At 62.9% G+C, this 26245-nt stretch carries 23 protein-coding genes and 1 pseudogene; 15 read left to right on the top strand and 9 right to left on the bottom strand.

Translation table 11 applies throughout. The annotated features are described in order from the left end of the window. Positions 1-3: 3 nt before the first annotated feature. Together AAHM38_RS06655 and AAHM38_RS06660 are read right to left on the bottom strand one after the other, a co-directional pair. Positions 4-2514, bottom strand: coding sequence for an acyl-CoA dehydrogenase (locus AAHM38_RS06655; RefSeq protein ID WP_116575889.1), 2511 nt, complete (start codon positions 2512-2514; stop codon positions 4-6). A gap of 117 nt (positions 2515-2631) precedes the next feature. After that, positions 2632-3696, bottom strand: coding sequence for a TetR/AcrR family transcriptional regulator (locus tag AAHM38_RS06660; protein ID WP_116575890.1), 1065 nt, complete (start codon positions 3694-3696; stop codon positions 2632-2634). A 647-nt stretch (positions 3697-4343) separates the two neighbouring features. On the opposite strand from AAHM38_RS06660, the gene AAHM38_RS06665 reads away from it, so the two are divergent. Further along, positions 4344-6023, top strand: coding sequence for a DEAD/DEAH box helicase (locus tag AAHM38_RS06665; RefSeq protein ID WP_116575911.1), 1680 nt, complete (start codon positions 4344-4346; stop codon positions 6021-6023). 5 nt (positions 6024-6028) lie between these two features. Then, positions 6029-7063 (top strand): serine/threonine protein kinase, encoded by a 1035-nt coding sequence (locus AAHM38_RS06670; RefSeq protein WP_116575912.1) that lies wholly within the window; start codon positions 6029-6031, stop codon positions 7061-7063. Positions 7064-7096: 33 nt separating this feature from the next. Here the strand turns inward: AAHM38_RS06670 and AAHM38_RS06675 are convergent, their stop codons facing one another. Continuing rightward, a complete protein-coding gene (locus tag AAHM38_RS06675; RefSeq protein ID WP_116575891.1) occupies positions 7097-7993 on the bottom strand; it encodes a pirin family protein in 897 nt (298 codons plus the stop codon). A gap of 149 nt (positions 7994-8142) precedes the next feature. Here AAHM38_RS06675 and AAHM38_RS06680 point away from each other — a divergent pair, with 149 nt between their 5' ends. The 3 genes from AAHM38_RS06680 to AAHM38_RS06690 all read left to right on the top strand — a co-directional run bounded on the left by AAHM38_RS06680 (position 8143) and on the right by AAHM38_RS06690 (position 10665). After that, on the top strand, positions 8143-9060 hold the full coding sequence (locus AAHM38_RS06680; RefSeq protein ID WP_012761228.1) for a LysR family transcriptional regulator: 918 nt from the start codon (positions 8143-8145) through the stop codon (positions 9058-9060). Between the two features lie 454 nt (positions 9061-9514). Beyond that, positions 9515-10255, top strand: coding sequence for a response regulator transcription factor (locus tag AAHM38_RS06685; RefSeq protein ID WP_116575913.1), 741 nt, complete (start codon positions 9515-9517; stop codon positions 10253-10255). Positions 10256-10332: 77 nt separating this feature from the next. Next, positions 10333-10665: a cupin domain-containing protein gene (locus AAHM38_RS06690; RefSeq protein WP_116575892.1), complete on the top strand. Its 333-nt coding sequence runs from the start codon at positions 10333-10335 to the stop codon at positions 10663-10665. A gap of 45 nt (positions 10666-10710) precedes the next feature. Here the strand turns inward: AAHM38_RS06690 and AAHM38_RS06695 are convergent, their stop codons facing one another. Further along, on the bottom strand, positions 10711-11871 hold the full coding sequence (locus tag AAHM38_RS06695) for an FAD-dependent oxidoreductase (protein ID WP_116575893.1): 1161 nt from the start codon (positions 11869-11871) through the stop codon (positions 10711-10713). A gap of 121 nt (positions 11872-11992) precedes the next feature. On the opposite strand from AAHM38_RS06695, the gene AAHM38_RS06700 reads away from it, so the two are divergent. The 3 genes and pseudogenes from AAHM38_RS06700 (at position 11993) to AAHM38_RS06710 (ending at position 15407) form a co-directional block, all read left to right on the top strand. Further along, a complete protein-coding gene (locus tag AAHM38_RS06700; protein WP_116575894.1) occupies positions 11993-12916 on the top strand; it encodes a LysR family transcriptional regulator in 924 nt (307 codons plus the stop codon). A 139-nt stretch (positions 12917-13055) separates the two neighbouring features. Further along, positions 13056-14389 (top strand): annotated as a pseudogene (locus tag AAHM38_RS06705) (MFS transporter). 31 nt (positions 14390-14420) lie between these two features. Then, positions 14421-15407, top strand: a complete 987-nt coding sequence (locus AAHM38_RS06710; protein ID WP_116575895.1) for a M14 family metallopeptidase — start codon at positions 14421-14423, stop codon at positions 15405-15407. On the opposite strand, the gene AAHM38_RS06715 is transcribed toward AAHM38_RS06710, so the two are convergent. Continuing rightward, the gene (locus AAHM38_RS06715; RefSeq protein WP_012761235.1) at positions 15404-16072 is read right to left on the bottom strand and encodes a TetR/AcrR family transcriptional regulator; all 669 of its coding nucleotides are present in this window, start codon (positions 16070-16072) and stop codon (positions 15404-15406) included. The two genes, AAHM38_RS06710 and AAHM38_RS06715, sit on opposite strands and share 4 nt — an antisense overlap. 108 nt (positions 16073-16180) lie before the next feature. Here AAHM38_RS06715 and AAHM38_RS06720 point away from each other — a divergent pair, with 108 nt between their 5' ends. From AAHM38_RS06720 to AAHM38_RS06730, 3 genes are all read left to right on the top strand, one after another. Continuing rightward, positions 16181-17731: a flavin-containing monooxygenase gene (locus AAHM38_RS06720; RefSeq protein WP_012761236.1), complete on the top strand. Its 1551-nt coding sequence runs from the start codon at positions 16181-16183 to the stop codon at positions 17729-17731. Positions 17732-17754: 23 nt separating this feature from the next. Further along, positions 17755-18711 carry an alpha/beta fold hydrolase gene (locus AAHM38_RS06725; RefSeq protein WP_116575896.1) on the top strand — a complete coding sequence of 319 codons (957 nt, stop codon included), beginning with the start codon at positions 17755-17757 and terminating at the stop codon, positions 18709-18711. Positions 18712-19133: 422 nt separating this feature from the next. Continuing rightward, the gene (locus AAHM38_RS06730) at positions 19134-19955 is read left to right on the top strand and encodes a GGDEF domain-containing protein (protein WP_080693839.1); all 822 of its coding nucleotides are present in this window, start codon (positions 19134-19136) and stop codon (positions 19953-19955) included. A gap of 185 nt (positions 19956-20140) precedes the next feature. On the opposite strand, the gene AAHM38_RS06735 is transcribed toward AAHM38_RS06730, so the two are convergent. Beyond that, positions 20141-20452: a hypothetical protein gene (locus AAHM38_RS06735; protein ID WP_024973601.1), complete on the bottom strand. Its 312-nt coding sequence runs from the start codon at positions 20450-20452 to the stop codon at positions 20141-20143. 540 nt (positions 20453-20992) lie between these two features. Here AAHM38_RS06735 and AAHM38_RS06740 point away from each other — a divergent pair. After that, positions 20993-22762, top strand: coding sequence for an EAL domain-containing protein (locus tag AAHM38_RS06740; protein ID WP_116575897.1), 1770 nt, complete (start codon positions 20993-20995; stop codon positions 22760-22762). 391 nt (positions 22763-23153) lie between these two features. Here the strand turns inward: AAHM38_RS06740 and AAHM38_RS06745 are convergent, their stop codons facing one another. Then, a complete protein-coding gene (locus AAHM38_RS06745) occupies positions 23154-23567 on the bottom strand; it encodes a PHA-granule associated protein 4 (RefSeq protein ID WP_235202057.1) in 414 nt (137 codons plus the stop codon). Between the two features lie 220 nt (positions 23568-23787). Between AAHM38_RS06745 and AAHM38_RS06750 the strand changes: the two genes are divergently transcribed. The 3 genes from AAHM38_RS06750 to AAHM38_RS06760 are packed head-to-tail and all read left to right on the top strand — an operon-like array spanning position 23788 to position 25155. Further along, entirely contained in the window at positions 23788-24108 is a 321-nt protein-coding gene (locus tag AAHM38_RS06750; protein WP_024973598.1) for a hypothetical protein, read from the top strand. Between the two features lie 24 nt (positions 24109-24132). Then, complete coding sequence (locus AAHM38_RS06755) at positions 24133-24420, top strand: hypothetical protein (RefSeq protein ID WP_024973597.1); 288 nt, start codon at positions 24133-24135, stop codon at positions 24418-24420. A 48-nt stretch (positions 24421-24468) separates the two neighbouring features. After that, on the top strand, positions 24469-25155 hold the full coding sequence (locus tag AAHM38_RS06760; protein WP_257019852.1) for an SOS response-associated peptidase family protein: 687 nt from the start codon (positions 24469-24471) through the stop codon (positions 25153-25155). Between the two features lie 360 nt (positions 25156-25515). Here AAHM38_RS06760 and AAHM38_RS06765 read toward each other — a convergent pair whose 3' ends face one another. Together AAHM38_RS06765 and AAHM38_RS06770 are read right to left on the bottom strand one after the other, a co-directional pair. Beyond that, entirely contained in the window at positions 25516-25938 is a 423-nt protein-coding gene (locus AAHM38_RS06765) for a type II toxin-antitoxin system VapC family toxin (RefSeq protein ID WP_024973595.1), read from the bottom strand. Further along, the gene (locus AAHM38_RS06770) at positions 25938-26189 is read right to left on the bottom strand and encodes an AbrB/MazE/SpoVT family DNA-binding domain-containing protein (protein WP_430715396.1); all 252 of its coding nucleotides are present in this window, start codon (positions 26187-26189) and stop codon (positions 25938-25940) included. Before AAHM38_RS06770 ends, AAHM38_RS06765 begins: the two co-directional genes overlap by 1 nt. Positions 26190-26245 lie beyond the last annotated feature (56 nt).

Here is a 26245-nt window from a genome sequence, read left to right on the forward strand (position 1 = left end):
CCATCAGGCTGCGCGGCGCTCGGCGGCGTGCAGGGCATCAAGCGCATCCTTGCGGCGCTGCAGGTCGGCCATCAGGTTGAAGTCGGGCGGGAAGTCATCCACAGCAACGGCGTGCTCACCGTAGCGCGCGTAGTCGCACAGTTGCTTGCGTTCGCCTTCGTCGATGAGGTTTTGTGCCACCGCTTGCGCCGTCCAGGCTTCGAAGTCAGGCAGGCTTTGCGGCACGGCCGGCAGCTTGCCTGCCCGGATGGCCGGTTTCAAGCGTTGCTCGATTGCGTCCACGGCCGGTTGCAGACGGAAGGCCGCCTCGCCATAGGCGATCGGGTCGACTTCGGGCGTCGGGCAGTACGAGTCGGCAAGCAGGCGATCGCGTACGGCGCCGGGCGTCTGCATCAGCTCGGCAACCTGTGCAGCCAGCGCATCCGACGGCTTTCGATATGGCGTGCCGAACGGGAAGATCAGCGCACGCAGTAGCGCCGCGACGCCTGCGTTCGGGAAGTTGGCCAGCACACCGTCGAGCGCATCGTGTGCCTTCACCAGCGCGTCCTGCACCGACCAATGAACGAGCGGCGTGTCTTCGGCGGGGCGGCCCTCATCTTCAAAGCGCTTGAGCGTGGACGAGATCAGGTACATCTGCGAGAGGATGTCGCCAAGCCTCCCCGTGATGCTTTCGCGGCGCTTGAGCGTGCCGCCCAGCGTAAACATCGACACATCGGACAGCAGCGCCAGCGCGGTCGAGAAGCGGTTCACGGCACGGTAATGCCGATGCATTTCCGGTGCAGCGTTGCCCGGCACGCTCGCTACGCGCCCGCCGGAGAGCGCATGCAAGAACGCACGCACCACGTTGCCGGCGATGAACGCGCCGTGGCCGAACAGCGCCGCATCGAACGCACGCAGCGTCTCGGGTGAATCGGCGCCTTGCGCGGCGGTCATCTCGCGCAGCACATACGGATGGCAGCGGATCACGCCCTGCCCGAAGATGATCAGGCAGCGCGTCATGATGTTCGCGCCTTCCACCGTGATGGCGATCGGCACCTGCTGATACGCGCGCGCCAGGAAGTTGTTCGGGCCCATGCAGATGCCCTTGCCGCCGACGATGTCCATCGCGTCGGTGACCACATCGCGCGCACGTTCGGTGACGTGGTATTTGGCAATGGCGGAGATGACTGAAGGCTTTTCACCCCGGTCGACGGCCAACGCGGACAGACGCCGTGCCGAGTCCATCATGTACAGATTGCCGCCCATCCGACCGAGCGCTTCCTGGATCCCTTCGAACTTGCCGATGGGGGTACGGAACTGGCGACGCACGGCGGCGTACGCGCCGGTGCTGCGCACGGCCAGCTTGGCCATGCCCACGTTCGACGAAGGCAGCGAGATGGCGCGGCCCGCTGCCAAGCATTCCATCAGCATGCGCCAGCCACGGCCGACCTGTGCCCGGCCGCCGATCACCCAGTCGATGGGGATGAACACATCCTTGCCCCAATTGGGGCCGTTCTGGAACACCGCATTGAGTGGCCAATGGCGGCGGCCGATGTTCACGCCCGGATGCTTGGTCGGGATGAGCGCGCACGTGATGCCGGGTTCCTTGTCGGCACCGAGCAAACCATCCGGATCGACTGCGCGGAAGGCCAGTCCCAGCACTGTCGCGATGGGGCCGAGCGTGATGTAGCGTTTGCTCCATGTCACGCGAAAGCCAAGGGTCTCGCGGCCTTCGTGCATGCCGCGGCAGACCACGCCCACATCGGGAATGGCGGCGGCATCGGAGCCGGCATACGCGTTGGTCAGCGCAAAGCAGGGGATTTCTTCCCCGCGTGCGAGGCGCGGCAGGTAATGGTCCTTTTGCGCTTCGGTGCCGTAGTGCAGAAGCAGCTCGGCGGGGCCCAGAGAGTTGGGCACCATGACCGAAACGGCTGCAGCGGAGCAGCGCGTCGACAGTTTCATGATGACCTGCGAGTGCGCATACGCCGAGAAGCCTTTGCCGCCGTATTCCTTCGGGATGATCATGCCGAGGAAGCCCGCGCGCTTGGCATAGGCCCACGCCTCGGGCGACAGGTCTTGCCAAATCTGCGTGCTTTCCCAATCGTTGGCAAGGTCGCAGAGCTTTTCAGTTTCGACGTCGAGGAAGGATTGCTCTTCCGCCGACAGACTGGGCGGCGGGGAAGACAGCAAACGCGACCAGTTCGGCCGGCCGGAGAACAATTCGGCATCCCACCAGACCGTGCCGGCTTCAATGGCGTCGCGCTCCGTCTGCGACATCTCCGGCATGATCTTGCGGAACATCGCCAGCACCGGGCGCGTGATGAGTGCCCGGCGCAACGGCTTGACCGCAAGCACCAGCGCGGGCAGCACAAAGACGATGGCGAGCACCGCTGTCATCACCGGGCCGACGAGGCCCAGCCAAGCACCGGCGACCAGCCACACCGCCGTTGCGATCAGCCAGGCGACTGCCGAGGCTTCCATGCTGGCGAGAGCGAGCGCGCCGATGCAAAGCAGGACGATCCAGATCGTCGTCATGAGGGTCTCCATTCGATGCGTTGATGTGCCGGCTGTCTCGAACATGCGGCGGCACCTGCCGAACACCGGAGCGACTACCGTGCCTGCACACGGGAGTGCCGCGCGGCGCCCGCGTTGTCAGGCGTTGGGGCTGCGCCAGGGCCGCATCGGGTTGGCCGGGAAGATTGCCCGTGCTGCATTGCTGCGGCGAATGGCCAATGCCCGGGTGCGCGCAGACGGCGCGGGGCCGTCGCTATCGCTGTCGGCACCGTGGTGATCGTCGTGCTCGTCGGCGCTGAGGTCGTCGTGGTCGTCCGCGGCATCGTCTGCGCTTGCGCGCGAGCCCGGCGTGCGGCCGAACAAGTCACCGGCGAAGGGCGACGCCGTGGCAGGCGTCGCGCTGCGTTCGGTGATGCGGCCATTGCCGTGCCCGGCGTGGCGGCCCGAGCCGCCGTGGCCGCTGTCGTTGCCGTTGGAGGCGTCGTCTGCTTGCGCGACCGGCGTGGGCACCTGTGCTTCGGCCAGTTCGACGACCTGGTCGAGCGCGCCGGCCTCGCCCGGCAGCGGGGCGTTGAGCGTGGCCACCACCAGCGCCGTCAGGCGTGCCAGGAGTGAGGCATCGTTCATCGTCTTGCCCTGCGTGAACAGCGGCAGCAGGTTGTTGAGGTCGTCCCCCGCCAGCACGCCGGCAAGTGCCTTGAGCGCAAAGTGCAGGCGCCAGCCCAGTTCTGCGCGTGGCAGGTGCGGCAGCGCACGCGAGAAGGCTTCGAAAAAGCGATCGAACACCGGCGCATAGTGGCCGAGCAGATAGTTCTGCACGAACGGCGAAGTATCGGAATACACGCGCCCCATCAGCCGCAGGAACGCAGGCCCGCCGGTGTCTGGGTTGCGCGCCATCTGCAGCGCTGGCACAAACAGCGCGCCGAGCACGTGGTCGCAGGTCAGTTGTTCCTTGCTCCAGCGCTCTTCGCATGCATCGAGCAGTGCCAGCCGGCGCGTGTTGAGCGGGTCGAGCCGGCGCCCCAGCACCGACTGCATCAACGCTTCCTTGCTGCCGAAGTGATAATTGACCGCCGCCAGATTGACCTTGGCGCGTGCCGTGATCTGCCGCAACGACATCGCCTCGTAGCCGAACTCGATGAACAACAGTTCGGTGGCTTCCAGAATGCGGCCCTTGGTGTCTCCTGCTCCAGGACGTCCCATGTCTCCTACCTCGTTTTTTTAAGCGTGATATCGGCCTCGATTGCTGCGGTGCAGCGCTCGAACGTACGATTCAAACATGTGTATGGGGTTGCTCGGGCATGTTAGGAACAGACGTTTGAAAACGCCAAGCGCCCAATTCGAGCAAGCACTCTAGACCGGAAGAGCTTGCCCAACCAATGTATGAAACACGTGGCCCGGAAAGTGAGTGAGCGCAAACATGAGAAAGCTCAACCAGGCTCGCACCCGATGAGCGGGTCAGCCGGCCGGCCGATGGAGCGAGGTCAGACCGCCGAAAAATGCGGCAGGGTTTTGTGCAGGAGGGGGAGAGGGAGCCGCCGTCCTGGACGACCAGCGTCGAGACCTCCACCCACGAATGCCGATCTTCGCGATAGGCGGAAGCGGCGTCCGTCTACAGCCGGAGGCGCATTCCCCGTGCAATTCCGACGGTATGCGTTGAGGGAGCGGCCGGGAATGTGGTGAATACGCCGTGGAGGCCTTGCGGCGGCGGTGGGGTAAACACCATCACCTGTTAAACTAGCGCCCTTCTTGCAGTCCCCGGGGTCCAGTCGCCCCGTCACCTACCCAGGCTTTGTCCACGATTGGCGCACGAACGAATGCGCGGGACACGCCGGTCCAATCGCTTTTCCATGTCGTTTTCCGAACTCGGCTTGTCAGACAAGCTGGTACGTGCCGTGGCCGAACTCGGCTACGCAGAACCCACTCCGATTCAACGCCAGGCCATCCCCGCCATCCTCAAGGGCGGTGACCTGCTCGCCGGTGCACAGACCGGCACCGGCAAGACCGCCGGTTTCACGCTGCCGCTGCTGCACCGCCTGTCGGCATCGCAGCCCAACAAGGTGCAAACGCCGCAGGGCATGCGCTTTCCGATCCGCGCGCTGGTGCTGACGCCCACGCGTGAGCTTGCCGCGCAGGTGGAAGAAAGCGTGCGCGCCTATGGCAAATACCTGCCGCTGAAGTCGATGGTGATGTTCGGCGGCGTCGGCATCAACCCGCAGATCGATGCGCTCAAGCGCGGTGTCGATATCGTCGTGGCCACGCCGGGCCGCCTGCTGGACCACGTCGGCCAGCGCACCATCGATCTGTCCCACATTGAACTGCTGGTGCTGGACGAAGCCGATCGCATGCTGGACATGGGCTTCATCCACGACATCCGCAAGATCCTCAACATCCTGCCGCCGAAGCGACAGAACCTGCTGTTCTCGGCAACGTTCTCCGACGACATCCGCGAACTGGCTGACCGTCTTCTCGACAAGCCGGCGCTGATCGAAGTCGCGCGCCGCAACACGACCGCCGAGACAGTCGAACAACGCATCTACCCGGTCGACCGCGAGCGTAAGCGCGAACTGCTGGCCAAGCTCGTGCGCGACAACGACTGGCACCAGGTGCTGGTCTTCACGCGCACCAAGCACGGCGCGAACCGCCTGGCCGAGCAGCTCACGCGCGACGGCATTCCCGCGCTGGCCATCCACGGCAACAAGAGCCAATCGGCGCGCACGCGTGCGCTGACGGAGTTCAAGGCCGGGACGCTGCGGGTGCTGGTTGCAACCGACATCGCCGCCCGTGGTATCGACATCGACCAACTGCCGCACGTGGTCAACTTCGACCTGCCGAACGTGCCGGAAGACTACGTGCACCGTATCGGCCGCACGGGCCGCGCCGGCGCGCAAGGCGAGGCGATTTCGCTGGTCTGCGTGGACGAGCATGGCCTGCTGCGCGACATCGAGCGCCTCATCAAGCGCGAACTGCCGCGTACCGTGCTGGAAGGTTTCGAGCCGGACCCGTCCATCGCGGCGGAGCCGATTCCGAACGGGCGCAACTCGGCGGGCCGTGGCGGTAACGCGCGCGGTGGCCGCCCGGGCGGTGGGCGCAGCCAGCAGCCGCGCCAGGCCAGCGGCAACGCTGCGCCGCGCGAGCCGCGGGCTCCGCGTGAGCCTCGTGAGCCGCGTCGCGAGTCGAGCGGTAACGGTCAGGGTCAGGGTCAGAACCAAGGCCAAGGCCAAGGCCGCAATGGTGCCGGCAGCCGCCAGCGTCAGCCGCAAGGTCAACGCGACGGCCAGGCTGCGCCGAAGCCGCGCAATGGCCACGGTGCCGGCAACGGCAACGGCCAATCGCAGGCGCGCGGCCAGCGCCAGGGCAACGGTCAAGGCCAGGGCCAAGGCAATGGACAAGGCGGGCAGGGCGGTCAACAACGCCGCGCATCAAACACGCAAGCTGCGCAGCCCGCCCATAAGGCACAGCCGGCCAAGCAGCCGTTCAATGGTTTGTTCGCCAAGGCGGCTGCGTTGCTCGGCGGCCGTAAAGCCTGACGTTGATGCACGACGACGGCCCACCCGCATCAGCTGACGCGCCCTACGACGGCCTGACGCCTGACAGCATCCTCGATGCGCTGGCGGAGGTCGGGCTGATGCCGGACGGCCGCATGTTCCCGCTCAACAGCTACGAAAACCGCGTGTACCAGGTCGGCGTGGAAGACAGCGCGCCGGTGGTGGTCAAGTTCTACCGCCCGGGCCGCTGGACCGATGCGCAGATCGTCGAGGAACACGCCTTCACGGCAGAACTCGCAGCGGCGGAGATCCCCGTGGTCGCGCCGCTGGAAATCGACGGCCGCACGCTGCACGCGTTCGAGCGTTGGCACTTCGCGGTCTTCCCGCGTTGCGCAGGCCGCGTGCCGGCCATCGACCAGGACCACACGCTTGAGTGGATGGGCCGCTTCCTTGGCCGCATCCACGTCGTGGGTGCGCGGCGGCCGTTCGTGGCCAGGCCCGCACTCGACATCGACACCTTCGGCGTGCAATCGCGCGACTGGCTGCTCGAACACGATTTCATCCCGCCCGATTTGTTGCCGGCTTGGCGCAGCGTGGCTGACGCCGCACTCGACGGCGTGCGCCGCTGCTACGACCGCGCAGGCGACGTTTCATTGCTGCGCCTGCACGGCGATTGCCACGCCTCGAACGTGCTCTGGATCGAAGAGGCCGACGCCAAGCAGGGCGATCCACTGCGCAGCGCCGGCCCGCATTTCGTCGACTTTGACGACAGCCGCACCGGCCCGGCCGTGCAGGATCTGTGGATGCTGCTCTCGGGCGATCGCGCGTCGATGCAATCGCAGCTCGCCAGCCTGCTGGCCGGCTATGAGGATTTCTGTGAGTTCGACACGCGCGAGCTGTATCTGGTGGAAGCGCTGCGCACGCTGCGCTTACTGCATTACAGCGCATGGCTGGCGCGTCGCTGGAATGATCCGGCGTTTCCTGCCGCGTTCCCGTGGTTCAACACGCAACGCTACTGGCAGGACCGGGTGTTGGAATTGCGCGAGCAGATCGCGCTGTTGGACGAACCGCCGCTCTGGTGAAACCGAGCGGCGGTTTTTCTTTGAGGCGTGGGCTTAGGCGAACTTGCCGGCCTGGAAGTCACGCACGGCCTGGAAGATTTCTTCCTGCGTGTTCATCACAAACGGGCCGTATTGAGCGATCGACTCGTTCAGCGGCTTGCCGGCCACCAGCAGCACACGCGCCTCAGCGTCGCCTGCACGGATCACCACACCGTCGCTGCCTTCCGTGTTGGCAAGGATGGCCATCTGCTTGTCTTCCACGCGCTGCAGCCCGGCGTCGCCAGGTGCTCCGGCGTCACCGACCAGCGCGCTGCCACGGAACACGTAGACGAACGCGTTGTGCCCTGCCGGCAGCGACTGCGCAAATGACGCGCCCGCTGGCAGCGTGATGTCGAGGTACAGCGGCTGCGTCGCTTCACGCGTCATCGCACCTTGCACACCGTGCGATTCTCCCGCGATCACACGCACGGCCACGCCGTCTTCCGTTGTGAACTCGGGAATCTCGTTCGACGGAATGTCGCGGTACCACGGTGTTGTCATCTTGTCGCGGGCAGGCAGGTTCAACCACAGCTGGAAGCCTTCCATCACGCCGTCCTCCTGTTCCGGCATTTCCGAGTGCACGACGCCGCTGCCGGCCGTCATCCACTGTACGCCGCCGTGTTGCAGGAGGCCTTCGTGGCCCGCACTGTCGCGGTGGCGCATGCGGCCCGCGATCATGTATGTCACCGTTTCAAAGCCGCGGTGCGGGTGATCGGGAAAGCCGGCCAGATAGTCGTTCGGGTCGTCACTGCGAAACGCGTCCAGCATCAGGAACGGATCGAGCCGGCGTTGCAGGTTGTTCGTCAGCACGCGGGTGAGCTTCACGCCCGCGCCGTCCGAGGTGGGGCGGCCCGTGATGATGCGCTCGACGAGGCGGGCACGCTGCACTTGCGGTTGCACGAGGGTTTCCATGTGGTTCTCCTGAAATTCGGCATTTGTCATACGCCAAATGTAGGGTAGTTGCCTCGTTTGCACTAGTCGGTTATTGTGGGAAAAAATGTTGCTCCTGGCGAGACAATAACCATTCCGGCCGGCGCGCATCACGATAAGAGGAGGAAACCATGGATCTGAACCAACTGGCGCTGTTTGTGCGCGTGGTCGAAGCGGGGAGCTTCACGGCAGCAGCCACGCGGCTGGACCTGCCCAAATCGTCCGTCAGCCGGGGCATTGCGGCGCTTGAACAGGATTTGAACGTGCGACTGTTACAGCGCACCACGCGCACGCTGCATTTGACCGACGCGGGCCAGAGCCTGTATCAGGTGGCGTCGCATGCATTGGAAGACATCGAACGCGCCACCACCTGCGCCGGCGAGCTGCAGGACTTGCCGCGCGGCAAGGTGCGGATCACGTCTTCCGAAGACGTCGGCCGCCTGCTGGTGGCGCCGGTGGCGGCGCGCTTCATGCAGCAGTATCCGGAAATCGATCTGGACGTGGTGCTGACGCCGCGCAACGTCGATCTCGTGCAGGAAGGTTTCGACCTCGCTGTCCGCGTTGGACGCCTAGCCGATAGTTCGCTGGTCGCGCGGTCGCTGGGCGTGTTGCGCATCGGCCTGTTCGCCTCGCCCGATTACCTGCAGCGCCGCGGTGCGCCGGACACCGTACAAGGGCTGGCCGACCATTGCTGCCTCGATTTTCGCGGCACCGGCCGCGGCGAAACGCAATGGCGCCTCGTCGGCCCCGATGGGCTGAAAACCGTGGCTGTGCGTGCGCGCCTGAATGCCGACAGCCTCATCTACCTGGAAACGTTGATTGCTTCAGGCGCCGGTATCGGTCCGCTGCCGCTGTATGCGAGTGCCGTGGCGCGCGCCAACGCACCGCTGCCGCGACTCGTTCGCGTGCTGCCGGACTATGCGACCAGCGGTGAGCCGATCAACCTCGTCACGCCCTCTGCCCGGTTCGTTCCCAGGCGCGTTCGCTTGCTGATCGACATGCTGACCGAGTCGATTCGGCAGGAGCTGGAAAACGCTGATCCCACCTGAAGTGTCGCGGCACAGAAGCTGCCAACGTTAAATGTTGTCACGACTGCGCCCGTTGCACGTTTCGCAAGGCACCATGCGATCCACGTGTGCCGGACCAGTACGTCTGACCCTCCATGACGTCACCCCCGTAAGCGTTGCAGTGCTTCCCCCCGGTGCGCTGCGATGTGTCTGGCACATGCGACCCTTGGGTGTTTCTGATCCCGTCACACTGTTGTGGGAAGCACCGCCGCCCGGACATCATTGTCCGGGCTTTTTTTTGCCGTTTCACGAATGCTTGTCGCACGGTGTTTAACGGCCTTCACAAATTAGGACTCTTCTCATGGTTCGTAGCAAACCTCGCCATGAAAATTGCTGCCACGTAACACATGCAACGGAACGCGTCGAACGCGCTTGAATAAGCGCCATCAATTCCGCACCCGCCGCGACGCATGTGCGAATTTTCATGGAGCCGAACATGCGTATCGCCTTGCTTGAAGACGATCCCTTCCAAAGCGAAGTCATCGTCCAGATCCTGTCCCAGTCCGGCCACGACGTGGTGACCTTCACCGACGGTGCGACCTTGCTGCGCATGCTGGGCCGATCGTCGTACGACATGCTGATCCTCGACTGGCATACGCCTGGCATGCTCGGGATCGACGTACTGAGCGTCGTGCGCAGCCGTCATAAAGAAGTGTTGCCGGTGCTCTTTGTCACGGCCGAAGAAGGCGAGAAAAGCCTTGTGCGCGCGCTCACGCACGGCGCAGATGACTACATCGCCAAGCCGTTCCGCATTGCCGAGCTGCGTGCGCGCGTCGACGCGCTGCTGCGCCGTGCCTATCCCATTCCGTATGGTCGCCTGCCATTCGCCGTCGGGCCGTACCACTTCAACACGCAGCGCCAACAGATCACCCTGCACGGCGAACCCGTTACGCTGACCGGCATCGAGTTCCAGCTGGCGCTGCTGTTGTTCTCGAACGTGGGCCGCACGCTGTCGCGCGACCACATCTTCGGGCAGGTGTGGGGCCGCAATTCATCGGAATACACGCGCACGATCGATAGCCACGTGTCGCGCATCCGCATGAAACTGAATATCGAGCCGGTGAACGAGGTGCGCCTGGTGGCGGTGTACAAGCACGGCTATCGCGTCGACCATCTCAAACCGGCGAACGACATGAATGCGCTGTCCGAGATGGATATCGCATCGTACGACGCTTAAGCCCGAGCCCATCGGCGCGCAGTGAGGGTGCCCGTCCAGCAATGGAATTGGGCGCCCTTATTGTTTCATCGGCTGTTATGCTCGGCGTTTCTCTTTCTCTGGGCGAGGCCAGCGTGCCGTTTTTCAATCTCAATGCAGAGGCCGAAACGCTGCCGCGCGCATGGTCGTCTCGCGTGATGGAGCGTTTTGGTAGCGCCAATTTCAAGGTGCTGCGCATGGACGGCACGTCGTATCCCAACGAGGTGCACGACTATGCCGAAGGCCTGCTGGTGATCGATGGCGAGCTTCGCCTGCGCATCGGCGACGAAGCGGTGACGGTCTCGCGCGGTGAGCTGTATGTGGTGCCTGCCGGCGTGCCGCACAGCGTAGATGCCGGCAGCGCCGGCACGCTGGTTATTCTGGACGTGTAAGCGGAGCGTCTTCTGCCTCTGCAAGCTGCTTGATCCGCTGCAGCATCATCCGGCATCGCGCGCGGGCGGCTCTGCCAAGCTCCGTTTCATCAGCCAGGCGACACCGGGTACGCGCAAACCGGTGGCAAACACCACGTCTCGCATCCAACCGCCGTATTGCGCCTGGAAGCATGGCGTGAGCGCGCGGCTCAGTGTCTGGTAGGCCTGCACGGTGCGCAGGCGACGGGCGTGGTAGGCGAGCGCGCCATCGGCGGCACCATGGACTTGCACGCATGCCGCTAGTGCGAGTGCATCTTGCGCGGCCAGCGTGGTCCCCAGGCCGAGTTGCGGGCTCATGGCGTGCGCGGCATCGCCGATGATGCAGTAGGGCGGTTTGGCCAACGCGCGCGGCCATGTGTGTCGATAGACGGCAAACGGCATATCGTCGTGCGAGCCGATCTGTTCGACCATGGGCGCGGCTTGCGGCCACAGGCTGAGGACATGCGCCTTCCACTGTGTGATGTCGGCCTGGCGCCAGGCGTCGACGGCATCGCTGGGCAGGCTCCAGAACATCGACAGGCGCGTACGTGTGCCGTCTACGTCGGTAGGCAGCAGGCCCATCATCTCGCGCGTGCCGCGAAAGCGCTGCTGCAGCACGCGCGGGTTCCAGCCCTCCACCCATCCTTGGAACCACAGCGTGCCCCATCGATAGGTACTTGACGGGCCGGCCAGGCCTGCGGGCTCACGCAGCGCTGACGCTGCGCCATCGGCAATTACAAACAGATCGAAGACTGATTCGCCCTGCGTGTGCGCGACTTGCGCGCGTGGTCCATCAACAAGCAACTGCTGGATCGCGCAACCAAAGTGGAATGTTGCGCCCGCATGCAAGGCGGCGTCGTAGAGCATGGACGACAGCGCATGCCGCGTGACGGCGCGGCCAGGCGTCTCGGCGTAGTCGATGTCGAGCAGACGCCAGCCGCGATGGTTCAGACCGATCAGCCGATCGATCGGCGCGCCGATGCCCTCCAGCTCGCGGCCCACGCCGAGTGCCTCCAGCGCCCGAATACCCTGTGGCTGGATCAGCAGGCCCGCGCCCATGGCGGTCAACTGCGGGTGCTTTTCGAAGACGTGCACTTCGTGCCCCTGGCGGGCAAACGCGATGGCGGCGGCGAGGCCGGCGTTACCGGCGCCGGCAATGCCGATGGAGAGCGGGCGAAGTGCGGACATGAAAGCGTGGCGGATCGTTTGCTCAAGATGATAACGATACGGCACGCACGTTAAGGCTGTTCGCGCAGGCTGCGGAGATAATGCGCAGACCTCACGCCCACCACACAAGACCGGACGCGCCATGCAGATCAAATGGCTGGAAGACTTCAAGGAACTCGCCAAGACGCGCAGCTTCAGCCGCGCCGCCGAGAACCGCAACGTCACGCACCCCGCATTCGGCCGCCGGATCAAGGCGCTAGAGGAATGGGTGGGCACCGCGCTGGTCGAGCGTAGCGAGCACCCGGTCACGCTCACGGCGGCAGGGCGCTTGTTTTTGGATGCGGCCGCCAATGCCGTGGACGGCCTGAACGATGTGCGCTTGCTGCTGCGGGAGGCGCAACTGCCCGTGGCGCTCAGGATCGGCACCGGGCGCACGCTGGCGCGCACCTTCGTCCCCGGCTGGTACGAAACGCTGGCGCGTCAGCGCGGCGTGTTTCCGCTCAGCGTGACGACAGGCGGCACGCAAGAGGGCGTGCTCGCCCTTGCCGATGGCACGGTCGATTTGCTGATCGCCTACGCCAGCCCGCAGGCCGATGCGCTCCTCGATCCGCGCAAGTACGACCATTGCCTGCTGGGCAGCGAGACGCTCGTGCCGGTGAGCGCCCCCGACAAGCGCGGCCGCCCGCGCTTCACGCTGCCGGGCTTCGCTGCAGAACCGCTTCCATGGCTGGCCTTCGCGCGTGGGCTGACATTGCGGCAGATGCTCGACAGCCATCTGGCGGCCGCCGATCGGAAGGCGTATCTGCAGCCCGTGTTCCAGGCGGACTTTTACGAAGCGGTGGAAGAGATGGCCCTGCGCGGATTCGGCATGGCGTGGCTGCCGTATCGCTTGGCCAGGCCGCACCTGAACGCGGGTGAACTGCGCCCCGCTGGCGACGACGCCTGGCATATCCACGTCAACATCCGCATGATGCGCGTGCGCAGCAACCAGAGCGCGTTGCTCGACGAGGTGTGGCAACGGGCGGTCGATAACGCCAGCGGTCACGGCCGTAACGATCTCGCCTGAGGCGCGTCGCAAAAAGCCCAACCTTGTGCCGAAACGGCACAAGCCGCCTCGGCGCGGCCCCTAGACTCCTCCGCAACCTTCGCCCGCCAGCGCCGTTCGGCAAACCAGGCGGGTCGGCACAGACCACGGGGAGACAACCATGCCAGCCCACACCCTCAACGCGAGCAGCGCGGGCGCGCGCGCCGCCGACGCACATCGACATCCCGCACCCTGGCGAGCCGTTCTGGCCGCCAGCGTCGGTAACGCGCTCGAATACTACGATTTGCTGATCTACGGCTATTTCGCCATCACCATCGGCAAGCTGTTCTTCCCCACGGGCGATGCGTGGAGTTCGCTGATGCTCTCCGTCGGGACGTTTGGCGTGTCGTTCATCATGCGCCCGCTCGGCTCGATGGTGCTTGGCAGTTATGCAGACCGCGTGGGGCGCAAGGCCGCGCTGACCTGGTCGATCCTGCTGATGATGCTGGGCACGGCGATGATCGCGTTTGCACCGACCTACGCGTCGATCGGTCTGTGGTCGCCGGCCATCGTGATCGTGGCGCGACTGCTGCAGGGCTTTTCGGCCGGCGGAGAATTGGGTCGGCCACGGCGTTCATGATCGAACACGCCAACGGCAAGCGCATGGGCTACAACGCGAGCTGGCAGGCCGCCACGCAGGGTCTTGCCACATTGCTGGCAGCGGGCTTGAGCGCGTGGATCACCTACGCGCTGCCCACCGCGCAGGTGGAGTCATGGGGCTGGCGCGTGGCGTTTCTGTTCGGCTTGCTGATCGGCCCGATTGGCGTCTACATCCGCCGCCATACGCCTGAAACGCCGGAGTTTTTAACCATGCAGGCGGAAGCGCCGGCTGCGCTGCAAGCGCGCTCGCCGCTGCGTGACACGCTCACGCAAGGTTTGCCAGGGCTGCTGCTGGGCGCGGGCGTGGTCGTGGCTGTCACCGCATTCAACTACGTGCAGAAGGTCTATATGCCGACCTATGCCATCAATCAACTCCACATCGCGACCAGTGCGTCGCTTGTCTGCACGATGATCACGGGCGCGATGCTGATGGTGATGGCACCGGCGTTCGGCCTGATGGCGGATCGTTTCGGCAGCATCCGCGTGGTGTCGATTGCGATGGTGGTGATTGCGCTGTCGACGTATCCGATGTTTGCCACGCTGGTCGCACAACCGACGTTCTGGACGTTGCTGGTCATGCAGGCGATTGTGGGCGTGCTGTTGGCCGCCATCCTGGCGCCGCTGCCTGCGCTGCTCGCCGATATCTTTCCGACGCGTACGCGCGGCACGGGCCTGGCGCTGAGCTACAACCTGTCGGTGACGATCTTCGGCGGTTTCTCACCGCTGATCGTCACCTGGCTGATCGGTGTCACGCACATCAAGACGTCGCCAAGTTTCTATGTGTTTGCGACCACGCTGATCAGCCTGGCCTCGCTGTGGATGCTGCGCGGGCACGCGCGAGCGCACTTAACCTGAACAGACTTCTCGTCACACCGAAGGATTTCGCATGATGACCCTGGAGGCGCTGCGCGCCACGCTGCCGGTCTACCCGATCGAGTTGCACAAGCCTGATATCCGCCGTTGGAAGACCGGCACACACGGCATTGACTACGTCCATACGTCCGACAGCGGCGTGCCGGGCCCGCACGTCATGATCAACGCGCTCACGCATGGCAATGAACTGTGCGGCGCGATTGCGGTGGATGCGCTGCTGGCGGCCGGCGTGCGCCCGGCACGTGGCCGGCTCACGCTGTCATTTGCCAACGTCGAGGCGTATGAGCGCTTCGATATCAACGACCCGGATGCCACGCGCTTCATCGACGAAGACCTGAATCGCGTGTGGTCTGCAGACAAGCTTGGTGGCCCCGGCAACTCGCTGGAACTGCGCCGCGCGCGTGAGCTGCGGCCAGTGATCGACACGGTCGATTACCTGCTCGATATTCACTCGATGCATGAGAAGGCCGAGCCGCTGATGCTGACCGGACCGCACGCCAAAGGCGTCGCATTGGGCCGCCTCGTTGGTGCGGCTTCGCATCTGATGATCGATGCCGGCCATGCTGCCGGTCGCCGCTTGCGCGACTACGGCGGCTTCGGCGATGCCGCCAGTCCGAAGAACGCGCTGCTCATCGAATGCGGTCAACACTTCGAACACGTGAGCCGGGATGTTGCGCTGGACGCGTGTGCGCGTTTTCTGGTGGCGCTGGGCACCGTCGATGCGTCAGCAGTATCGGAATGGCTGGGCATGGCGCCTGCGCTGGAGGTGCGTTGCATTCGGGTGACCGATCCGGTGGTCGCCAAATCCACGGCGTTCCGTTTTGCGGACGACTATCGCGGCATGGAGATCATCGCGCGCGCCGGCACCGTCATCGCCACCGATGGAGCGCTGCAAATCGTCACGCCGTACGACAACTGCGTGCTGCTGCAGCCATCGCTGCGGCATCTGGCCCCCGGCGTGACCGTGGTTCGACTTGGCAGGCTGGAAGGATCGGCCTAAACGCCGAGCATGGCGCGCAACGTGCCGAGCACGACTTGCCGGCAGTTGCGCACCATCTTCTCTTCAGGATCTCGATAGCCGGTCAGAAGCCACGCCGCCCCCACGTTGGTCAGGGCACCCACGAGTGCCAACCCGAGGATGCGCTGGTCGGCGCGCTGTTCGGCGTTGTCCTCAAGGGGGGCGCCGGGCAGTTCGGCATTCGCCATGATCTGCTTGCCGAATTCCAGCAGGTTGCGCTGGTAGGTGGCGTCCGTTTCCGGGCTCACGCCCATCACTTCCAGCAGCAGTACGCGCGCCGCGCACGGGTCACGCAAGAACGCGAAAAACGCGTGCAGGCCGGCGTCGACACGCGCCTCCAGCGTATTGCCAGCGGCGGCGGTGGCCTCTGAAACCTGCGCGCGCAAGTCTTCGGCATGTTGCTGGTAGGTCGCGCGGAGCAGGGCTTCGGTGCTGTCGAACGCGGCGTAAAAGTACCGGTCGTTGAGCTTCGCTTCCTGACAGATCGCGCGCACGGTGGCCTTGCGAAAACCCACCGTGCCGAACACGCGCGTGCCAGCGCGAATGAGTGCATCGCGGCGTTCTGCCGCGCGTGCCTCCGGCGCCACACCGCCATACGGGCGGCCTTTCTTCGCGGGCGCGTCTGCTGTTTCAAGTGTTTTCTCCATTTCGCTATTTGACGTCAGGACGCTCGAAAATTAAAGTGGTGACGAATCACACCACATTTAGTGCGAAATTTGCCGATCCCGCCCCCGGGGCTGCAACCAGGAGACCGCATGGACACGACGATGGAGCGAAGCGCCAACCCGGGCGTGCCCCGCAATCGGGCAGCCGCACCGGATACCGACGTCGACGTGCTGATCGTCGGTGCAGGCCTCTCGGGCATTGGCGCGGCGTATCACCTGCGCGAGCGCTGCCCGTCGGCGCGTTTCACCATCCTCGAAGGGCGCGAAGCCATCGGCGGCACGTGGGACTTGTTCCGCTATCCGGGCATCCGCTCCGATTCCGACATGTTCACGCTCGGCTACAGCTTCCGACCGTGGCACAGCAGCAAGGCCATCTCCGACGGTCAGACGATCCTCGATTACATTCGAGACACCGCGCGCGTGTTCGGCATCGACAAATCCATCCGTTTCCGCCACAAGGTGACGGGCGCGAGCTGGGATTCCGCCGCCGCGCGCTGGACCGTGCAGGCGCTACGCAGCGATGGCACGCGCGAGGAACCGGTGCAGTTCACCTGCAAGTTCCTCTACATGTGCAGCGGCTACTACGACTACGAAGAGGGCCACGCCCCGACGTGGCCCGAGATGGACAGGTTCCAGGGCCGCATCGTCCATCCGCAGCATTGGCCGAACGATCTTTCGTATGCGGGAAAGCGTGTGGTGGTGATCGGTAGCGGGGCCACGGCCGTCACGCTGGTGCCCGCGATGGCCGGCACCGCGCAGCACGTGACGATGCTGCAGCGCTCGCCCACGTATATCGTCTCGCGGCCCGAGCAGGATGCCGTGGCCAACACGTTGCGTCGCTGGCTGCCGTCCGGTCTCGCTCACCGGCTGGTGCGCACGAAAAACGTGCTGCTGACGATGTACTTCTACAGCCTCGCCCGTCGCAAGCCCAAGGCATTCAAAGAGTTCATCATCGGCATGGCCGGCAAGCAGATCGGCCCCGGGTTCGACGTGCGCAAACACCTCACACCGCGCTACAACCCGTGGGACCAGCGCCTGTGCCTCGTGCCGGACGGCGATCTGTTCAAGACGATCCGCGCGGGCAAGGCGTCGATTGCGACCGACGAAATCGAACGCTTTACCGCCACCGGCCTGCAGCTCAAGAGCGGCGAGCATCTTGATGCCGACGTGATCGTCACGGCCACGGGGCTCAAATTGAAAGTGCTGGGCGGGGCGGCCATCACTGTCGACGGGCATGCCGTGAATCTGGCAGAAACCGTGTCGTACAAGGGCATGATGTACAGCGGTGTGCCGAACCTGGCGTCGTCATTCGGCTATACGAATGCATCGTGGACGCTCAAGGCTGAGTTGATCGCGCAGTACGTCTGCCGGCTGCTCAACCACATGCAGTCCAACGGCTTCGATACCTGCGTGCCGCGTCTCGATGACGAAGCCATGAGCCGCGAACCCGCCGTCGATCTGACGTCCGGCTACATCCAGCGTGCGGCGGCCATCCTGCCCAAGCAGGGCGACAAGCAGCCGTGGAAGTCATATCAGAACTACGCGCGCGATCTGATGATGCTCAAGTTCGGCACACTGGCCGACAGTGCCATACAGTTCGAACGCCGTGCCCAGCCGATCGGCGCGGCGCAGCCCGCCTAACCGCCTCCCGCTTTGGGGACACTATGACCAGCATCGTTCTTGGCGTCATCGCGCTTGCCATCCTCGCGCCTGTTGCGTTCACGTTTTTCATCGCTCGCCGCGTCAACAAGGGGTTCCCGCCCGAAGGTCAGTTCATTGATATCGGCGGCGATCGCGTGCATTACACCGATCGCGGAACGGGCCCTGCCATCGTGTTCGTTCATGGCCTGTGCGGCAACCTGCGCAACTTCGCGTACCTGGATATGGACCGGCTGGCGCGCTCGCACCGCGTGATCGTGATCGACCGACCGGGGGCAGGGCGATCCGTGCGCGCTGCGGATTCGCCGGCAAACATCTACGCGCAGGCCCACACGGTCGCGCAGTGCATCGAGCAGCTTGGGCTCGACAAGCCCGTGCTGGTGGGGCATTCGCTTGGTGGGGCGATTTCGCTTGCGGTGGGGCTGAACCATCCGCACGTTATCCGCCGGCTCGCGTTGATTGCGCCGCTCACGCATGCAGAAAGCACGCCGCCGGGTGCGTTCAGGGGCTTGGTGTTGACGTCGCCGCTGGTTCGCAGGCTGGTGTCATGGACACTGGCGATCCCGCTGTCGATCATCAATTCCCGCAAGGCCATCGCTGCGGTGTTCGCGCCCGAGGCCATGCCGAAGGATTTCCCGTTCAAGGGCGGCGGCTTGCTTGGGCTGCGTCCGCATGTGTTTTATGCGGCTTCGTCGGATCTGGTCGCTGCGCCGGAAGATCTGCCCGACATGGAACGCCGCTATGCCTCGATGACGGTGCCCGTCGATGTGCTGTACGGCCGCGGTGACCGCATCCTCAACGTCAAACGTCAGGGCGAAGCGCTCAAGCAGAAGCTCGATCGTGTGAACCTGGGCATCATCGACGGCGGCCATATGCTGCCCGTGACGCAACCGGCGTTGACGACCGATTGGGTGTTGGCGGTGGCCGCTGCGGCGCCGGCGCAAGCAGAATTGCTTGCGTAACGCGACTGCCCTGGCGATGGCCGGGGCGCAGCAGAAAAGCAAAAAGCCCTGCCGAAGCAGGGCTTTTTGGTATTTGGTGGCGAATCAGGGACTCGAAAAATTGCCGTTGAACATTTCAATCGGAATTATGTAAGCCCTTGATTTGTATCGCTAAATTTCACTGGTTGACCGTGTATAAATCAATATACCGACGAATTGCTACGGTTTCAAGGGCTAAAATTGTCACGGTCTGCCGTGGGCAAAAGTCCACGGTATGTGCCGAGCCAAAACAAGCTTGGCCAGCACCTTCTTCCCGGTCGGGTTTGGACCGAGTGCTATCTTCCTGGGGCTGGCATTGTAGAGCTGGAATCGCGCTGAAGCGTGCCTGTCAGACTCTGACAGTACGCGCTAGTGTCGCGCGAGCAAACGTTGCCAAGTGGCGAATGTTCAGCCGGATTGAGTCAGCGCCACTCGATATGAGTTGGGGTTGGGTGGTCTGCGCGGGCCTCTATGTCGACGATGTGGATGCGGCTTTCCGCCAAATCCTGCTGGCGCACTTGATGTGGGTACTGCTCGCCGGCACTGCTGCATCCGTGCTGATGGCGCTCATCGTCCGCAGTATTCGAAACAGCCTGGGCGCAGACCCGGCCCATGCCGCCGATATCGCCAACCTCATCGCGGACGGTGACCTGAGCGTGGTGCAGAACATGGCCACAGGTAAGCCCGGCAGCTTGCTTTACGCGATGCACCAGCTCGAAAAGCAGGCAGCGACGGACGCCTTGACGGGCCTCAGTAACCGCCTGTGCCTCGAGCGGGAAATCGCGCGGGCGTATCACACCCAGGACGCCGAGGCAGGGCAGGCCGCACTTCTGCTCATTGACCTGGACGGATTCAAGCAAGTGAACGACACGTACGGTCATGCCGTGGGAGACGCGCTGCTGAAGCTCTTCGCCAGCGCCCTGCAAGCGCGAATGCGTCGTGGCGACACGCTCGCGCGCTTGGGGGGCGATGAATTCGTGATACTGGCGCGCGATGTGAGCGGCAAGGCTGGAGCACAAGCACTTGCCGACAGCGTTCTTGTCATGCTGGACAATATTCAGACGATTGACGGGCATTCGGTTGCTGTTTCAGCCAGTATTGGCATCTGCCTGTTGCCCGCCCGAGCCGGTAACAGCCCTCTCGATACACCTGGCCTGCTGCGGCAGGCCGACGGTGCCATGTATCGCGCCAAAACAAACGGAAAAAGGCAGGCGGTATTCGCCTAAGACGCCAGCTCCGGGTGGGGTGCGGGACCACCAAGGTGCCAAGGTCGAACCTCCATGGCCTTGCACGATTGTGGCGCGTGGCGACCCTCAGAGGCGCTAGAGCGCTTCGAATCCAAGCTGCAAGGCACCATGGGTTCGGAGGCCGCCTGCCGCAAGCAGCGCCGACGTCGTTCGGGTCGGGTAGTTCAATCTGCGCGCATTGTTCTTGACGTGTTGTTGGCAGTTGCGCTGCGCGAACCGCTTTCTTCAGCGTGCGAAGCGAGCCAACGCTCGATAATCGCTTGCCCCTCAAGTATCCCAGCGGAGATGGCGGCATCAGCGCTATCGAAATCGGCGGCGGTATGGTGGAAGCGCTCGAGCTGAGGGTAGACCATCGCACCGGTTTTGGGAGCGCAGACAAAGCCCGTGTAAGCATAGCCAACTCTGGAGCGGTGCCCCAACACCGACAGCACATGGATGGAGCAGCCCCGGTACTCCTGAACAATCCATGCTTGCATGCTGCTCCCCTTGGTGTTTTTCTAATGCAATTTTGGGTGGGGATGACCGACAGTGCAATGAGAGAGTGCTTCAATCACATATGTAACAAATTTTTGTCATAATTTATTTGTAACTTTCCGCTGTAACGAGCGTAGCCTCCTTCTTTGTGTGAGAACACAGCAGGGTGGCTGTTCTTGGTTATGGCGATGCGCTGCGCACGTTGTCTCCTCCTGCCATCGTCTTCAGGCGCTGCAACATTGCAGCGCCTTTTTTATTACGGGGCAAGCGCGACTGATAGCGCCGCTTCCATTTGGGTGCCGACCGATTGCTTCATGAATTTTCCGTGACGCAGAGTAAACATTCCTCAACGACTGACGTTAGCGGAACTGACATCGCTTCCGTTGGAATCTTTAAGTGCTCCACCCTCCCGAGCTACCCTGGGGGGCGTTGACCTCGGCCAACACTCCGCAAAGCGACAGGGTGCGAGCAGCTGTAGCGTCGCAACACCTTTGGGGGCGGCTCAGATTCGCTGCCCAGTCACTTTTGCTTCTGCCGCCATCATGACGATATCCATTGCAGAGTGCATCGAAAAGCAGCTCCTGAGCGCAGTGTTCCAGCCAATCGGAGACCTCGCATGCGGCGAGATTTTCGGATATGAAGCGTTGATTCGGGGACCGGCCGGCTCGCCCCTTGAACATCCGGTCGGGCTCTTCGAGCGAGCAAGGCAGGAGGGCTGCATGGTGGCACTGGAGCGACTCGCCGCTCGCGTGTGTATTCGGGCGTTCGCAAAGGCCGAGCTAACGGGCAAGCTCTTTGTCAATTTCAGCGCGGATGCACTCAGGGAAATGGTCCAAGACGAGGACGATGTTCGCTCTTTCTTCGAAGAAGTGAATCTTCCGCTCGAGCGCATTGTCATCGAACTCACCGAGCAGCCTCCTCCTGAGCCACTTGGTTCTCTCAAAGACGCCCTGGAGGTCACAAAGCGGGCAGGCGTCCAGTTTGCTCTCGATGACTACGGTACGGGGAACGCAAACCTTAGCTTGTGGGCAGCTTTGCGTCCGAACTTCATCAAGATTGACCGCTCCCTTGTTGACGGGGTTGCGACCTCGGCGTTCCACAGCAGCGCGCTCAAAAGCCTTCAACAATTGGCGTCCCTGGCCGACGCGCTATTGATAGCCGAAGGCGTCGAATCGGTCGATGACTTGATGGTCTGCCGCGATATTGGCATCGCTTACGCACAAGGCTATGTCCTCGGCAAACCTGCGCCCGACCCCACACTCCGACTCGGTGAGCCGGCACTGGCGGCAATCAGAACCAATTCGATTGTCGTGTTTCCGGAGGTGGCCAAGCTGACGACTCGTACTTTCTCTGCAAGCCGACTTTTGATTGACGCGCCCAGCGTGTTGCCAGACACGCGTAACAACGATGTTCTGGCACTATTTTCCAGGCATCAAGACCTACACGCTATGGCTGTTGTCAAGGACGAATGCCCAGTCGGCATCATTAGCCGCCGTTCTTTCATTGATTGGTATGCGCAGCCTTACCACCGCGACCTGTTTGGCAAGAAGCCGTGCATGACCTTTGCGAACTCGACTCCCGTCCTCTTGGAAAAGAGTGCGACGATGGAAGATGTGGTCAATCTGCTGGCCAGCGATGACCAAAGCTATCTCGCGGATGGACTGGTGCTCGTCGAGAATGGACGTTATGCAGGGCTTGCACGAGGAGAGGACCTTGTTCGCGCGGTCACGGAAGTGCGTATCGAGGCGGCAAGGTACGCAAACCCATTGACGTTCCTGCCGGGCAACTTACCAATTGACGCCCACATCAAGCGGCTGCTAACAAGCGGAGCTCCCTTCCACGCGTGCTACTGCGACCTAAACAGCTTCAAGCCGTTCAACGACCAGTATGGCTATTGGAAGGGCGATGAAATGCTTAAGTTGGCGGCTGCGGTCCTGAGTGAGGCCTGTGACCCACTTCGTGACTTTCTCGGGCACGTTGGCGGCGACGATTTCCTGATTCTCTTCCAGAGCGAGGATTGGGAGTCGCGCATCCGCACCGCCATGGCGGACTTCAATCGCAAAGCGGTGGAGATTTACACGCCAGCGGACATCAAAGCGGGCGGCATCAACAGTGAAGACCGTCACGGCAACCTCCGCTTCTATGGCTTCGTGACGGTCGCCGTGGGAGTCGTCTCGGTGCCCTCGGACTCTCAACTCGATAGCGATGCGATTGCGACGCTGGCGGCGTCTGCCAAGCGCGAAGCCAAAAAAGCAGTTGACCACTTCTATGAGTGTTCGTGCGACCCCCTTGTAATGAACTGCTGTAGCTGACCTTACTGGGATGCACTCGTGCTCTCCTTTCGGAAGCAAAGTTCTGGCGACGCTACGCTCCCCCCGGCAATGTGTGCATAGTATGCACACTTGCTTGCAAAACGAGCTCCTTGCTCGTCACCCCACGTCATGACGTGTCGAATCAGTCGTCAGTTCCGGATTGATGCCGCAGTCGCGGGCACAGCAATGTGGGTGTTTGCGTGATGTATCGAACGCTACGCAAAGGCGGGAGCACATTTGGCAAGAATCCGCTCAAAAATTGACTAGAATCCGCTCAAAAGTGAGCGGATTCTGAGCGGATTTTTGTGGACACCTGGGTCGCAGAGGCAGGAGCCACACATTGAATCCGTCGGCAGGCGCTCATCGTTGGGTGAATAGCCCATGAAAGCGGCTACTCGGACCAGACCACGTCGGCCGCTGGCAGCAAGTGACCACCGAGCACGTAGTCGCCCAGGCTTGCCGCCTTTGCTTCGAGCCGCTCCAACTCGCCTGCTGGCAGTCGATTCAAGTCAAATCGGCAATAGAGGTTGCGTTGCCGGAATGTCACCTTGGGACGCGTCAAGCCAGCCACCAGCGCCGTCACGGAGCTAACCGCTACGCTCTCGTGACCACGGAATTCGACACTGATGCCAACTTTCTGGCCCAGCCGGCCGAGTTCTACGGCATCCTGCCAGCCGGATTCATAGTCCAGCTCGACGGTCGCGACGCCTTGTGTCTTAAGCAGTCGCAGTGCCTCTTCCCGAGTGCCTGCGCGCGCTGACGCTGGCCCCGTCGGGTTGCTGTCCATGTCGATTTGGGAAGGCATGCGCGCCACCTGTGCTGTTTGCATCATCTGGGTCACGGCGAATCCGTCCGGACTCGCCTGATAAACGTAGTTGACTGGACCGAGGCTGACTAGCCTGACGGAAAAAGGATGTACAAACGCTTGCTGTTCGCTTGCGGGGGTGTATCGGTCACATCTTTGCGGCTCTCATTGACCAAGTGCCGCTAGCTGAAGATACTGTATATATATCCAGTATTAGACCATGGCGGCACGTGACTTTCCAACTCCTGAGACCCAGCGCAAGAAGCTTTCTGCAGCTGCGCTGCGGGCCATATGGCAACGCAATCCCACGCCGGAAGTGCGCGACTTGCTGTGGGAAATCTATCGCCTGCAAGACATCGCTAGGCAGGCGTACGGCGTTGTTACTTTGACCCGCATGTGGGGCATCGATAAGCCGTTCCTGGCGAGATTGGACGCGCTGGATTCAGCGTTGTTTGCCGAGCCCTGTTTGTGGGAGCGGCCGCTTGGTTGGTCGACAGCAGAAGAGCAGGCATTGAAGCGGCTGTCGCGCGGCCGTCGGTAGCTCGGCCAAGTTTGAGGTTCCACAATGACCTTCCCACTGCGACAACGCTTCCCCGCGCTCACCCGGAAGCGCCTGCGCGAGATTCAGCTGCAGTACGGTCACGACCCAGTGGTACGCCGTCTCCTATGGGAAATCCGGTGTCTGCAAGTTGTCATTATGCGGGCGCGTCAGCTCGAGCAGTCGATGGGGCCGGGTGAAGGCACGACTGACACGGGCATCATCGTCGGTGCCCTTCGCAGCGAACTTGCGGGCGAGTCCTGGCTGCAGGAATGGGAGATTGAGTTGGACACCTGCGGAAAGATGCCGCCGTAATGATTGCCTACAACGGGCCATCGCTTCGTGGGTATGGGGAGGAGCATCATGTGTACCAACTACTCGCCAGCGAAGGTCGAGCGCCTCCGCGTTCTGTTGGGCCTCGGCCCTGTAGTGGACTATCCACCTGAGACGTTCCCCGACTACGACTCGCCGCTCGTCTTCATCAACAAGGACGGTAAGCAGGATTGCGTCGTGGCGAATTTCGGCTTTGCGCCAGCCGAGTACGCTCGTTCAGGTATGCCAAACCCCGTCAACGCCCGTGCAGAGACGGTCAGCACCAACCGCATGTTCGGGAAGTACTGGAGAGCGTGCAACCTCTGCATCGTGCCGGTCGATGCCATCTATGAGCCGTGCTACGAGACAGGTCACAACGTTCGGCACAAAATCTGGATTAAAGGTGAGAGCGAGTTTGGCATCGCCGGCATCTGGCGTACCTGGCAAACATCCGAGGGAGTACCACCGCGCTACGCATTCGCCATGCTGACGCTTAACGCGGATGACCACGCCATCTTCAAGCGAATGCACAAGCCGAGCAATCCGGACGGTTCTGCGAAAGAAAAGCGCGGTGTCGTCATGCTGACGCGCGAAAAATGGGACGAGTGGCTGGCTTGCCGGGACCCAGAGGTGGCGCGCAGCTTCTTGTCGCTGTACCCCGCAGACAAGATGGAGGCAGCGCCACCGCCGGCTGACCGGAAGGCACCCAAGACACCAAAGCCGCCGGCATGCGGCTAGCCGTTCGGTTAAGGAGTTGATTAGGAGCCTTAGACAGCTCTAGACTGGGCCCCAGTCAATGACTGAGGCCCTTTCTTGTCTGAGGAAAAATCTTCTTCAGCTTCGGCTGGTTGGCCAGGGCGCTATCCGCCAACGGCAGCAGGCAGGTCGACAGCACCACCACTGGGCGTGGGTGACTATCTGGACATCAAGATTGCAGAGTAGCTTGGCGATTGCTGAGGAGCTGCTGTGGATTGGCGTTTATCTTGAACCCGAAACACCACCGTGCCCGAACGACCAATGCCCGTGGGCAACCTGCTTCGGATACCCTTTGAGACGCAAGTGCGTGAGGTAGGCGATAAGGAGCGCTCCGCCAGCCACTCAAAACTCGAGCGGCTTAATCCTCATTCGCTTTGCATTGCGGGCCAGTACATCATCGAGCGTCGCCATGGCCTTGGCCTTGGCCTCCAGCGCAGACGCAAGGTGCAGTGCATCACCCGCACGGAGCCCCATGGACGCATCCAGGGTTAGCACGGCAGCGCGATGGAACGTGTACGGTTCGACAGGCAATAACTGTAGGTCGCCAGCACACAGGCGTTCGAATGCCTGCCATGCAGATGCCCCCTGTTCGGCTGACAATTGTTTTGTCCGTTTCTTGATGCCGAGGGCGCTCGCGAATTCGGTCACACACCACGTGGCAGAGGCCATTTCGTCGGTACACGCCGCGTACCACTGCGAAACAGCGGGACTCCTCGGCTCATTCACGCAGAGCGCCACCAATACACTCGTGTCAACGTACACCATCAGTAGCGCGCTCCGTGCCGCAGTTCCTCCATGACTGACTGTGTCATCGGCATCGCCTCGCGAGTCGACGCCAGTTCTTGCGCGAAAACCTTCCGGTCCCATTTGGCCGCGTGAATGCTTATTCCGCCATCCACGGTCAGGTTGGCCTGCACTTGGTCGCCCTCCTTGAGGCCAGCGTGGCGAACGTAATCAGCGGGGATACGCAGCGCGAGGCTGTTGCCCCATTTCGCGATTTGCAGGTTCATCATCATCCCTCCATTGATATACATCGACGTGTATACATACTAGTACGTCGCGGATTCCGGGG

This window comes from Ralstonia sp. OTU4908, from assembly GCF_038440115.1.
Taxonomy (GTDB): Bacteria; Pseudomonadota; Gammaproteobacteria; order Burkholderiales; family Burkholderiaceae; genus Ralstonia; species Ralstonia pickettii.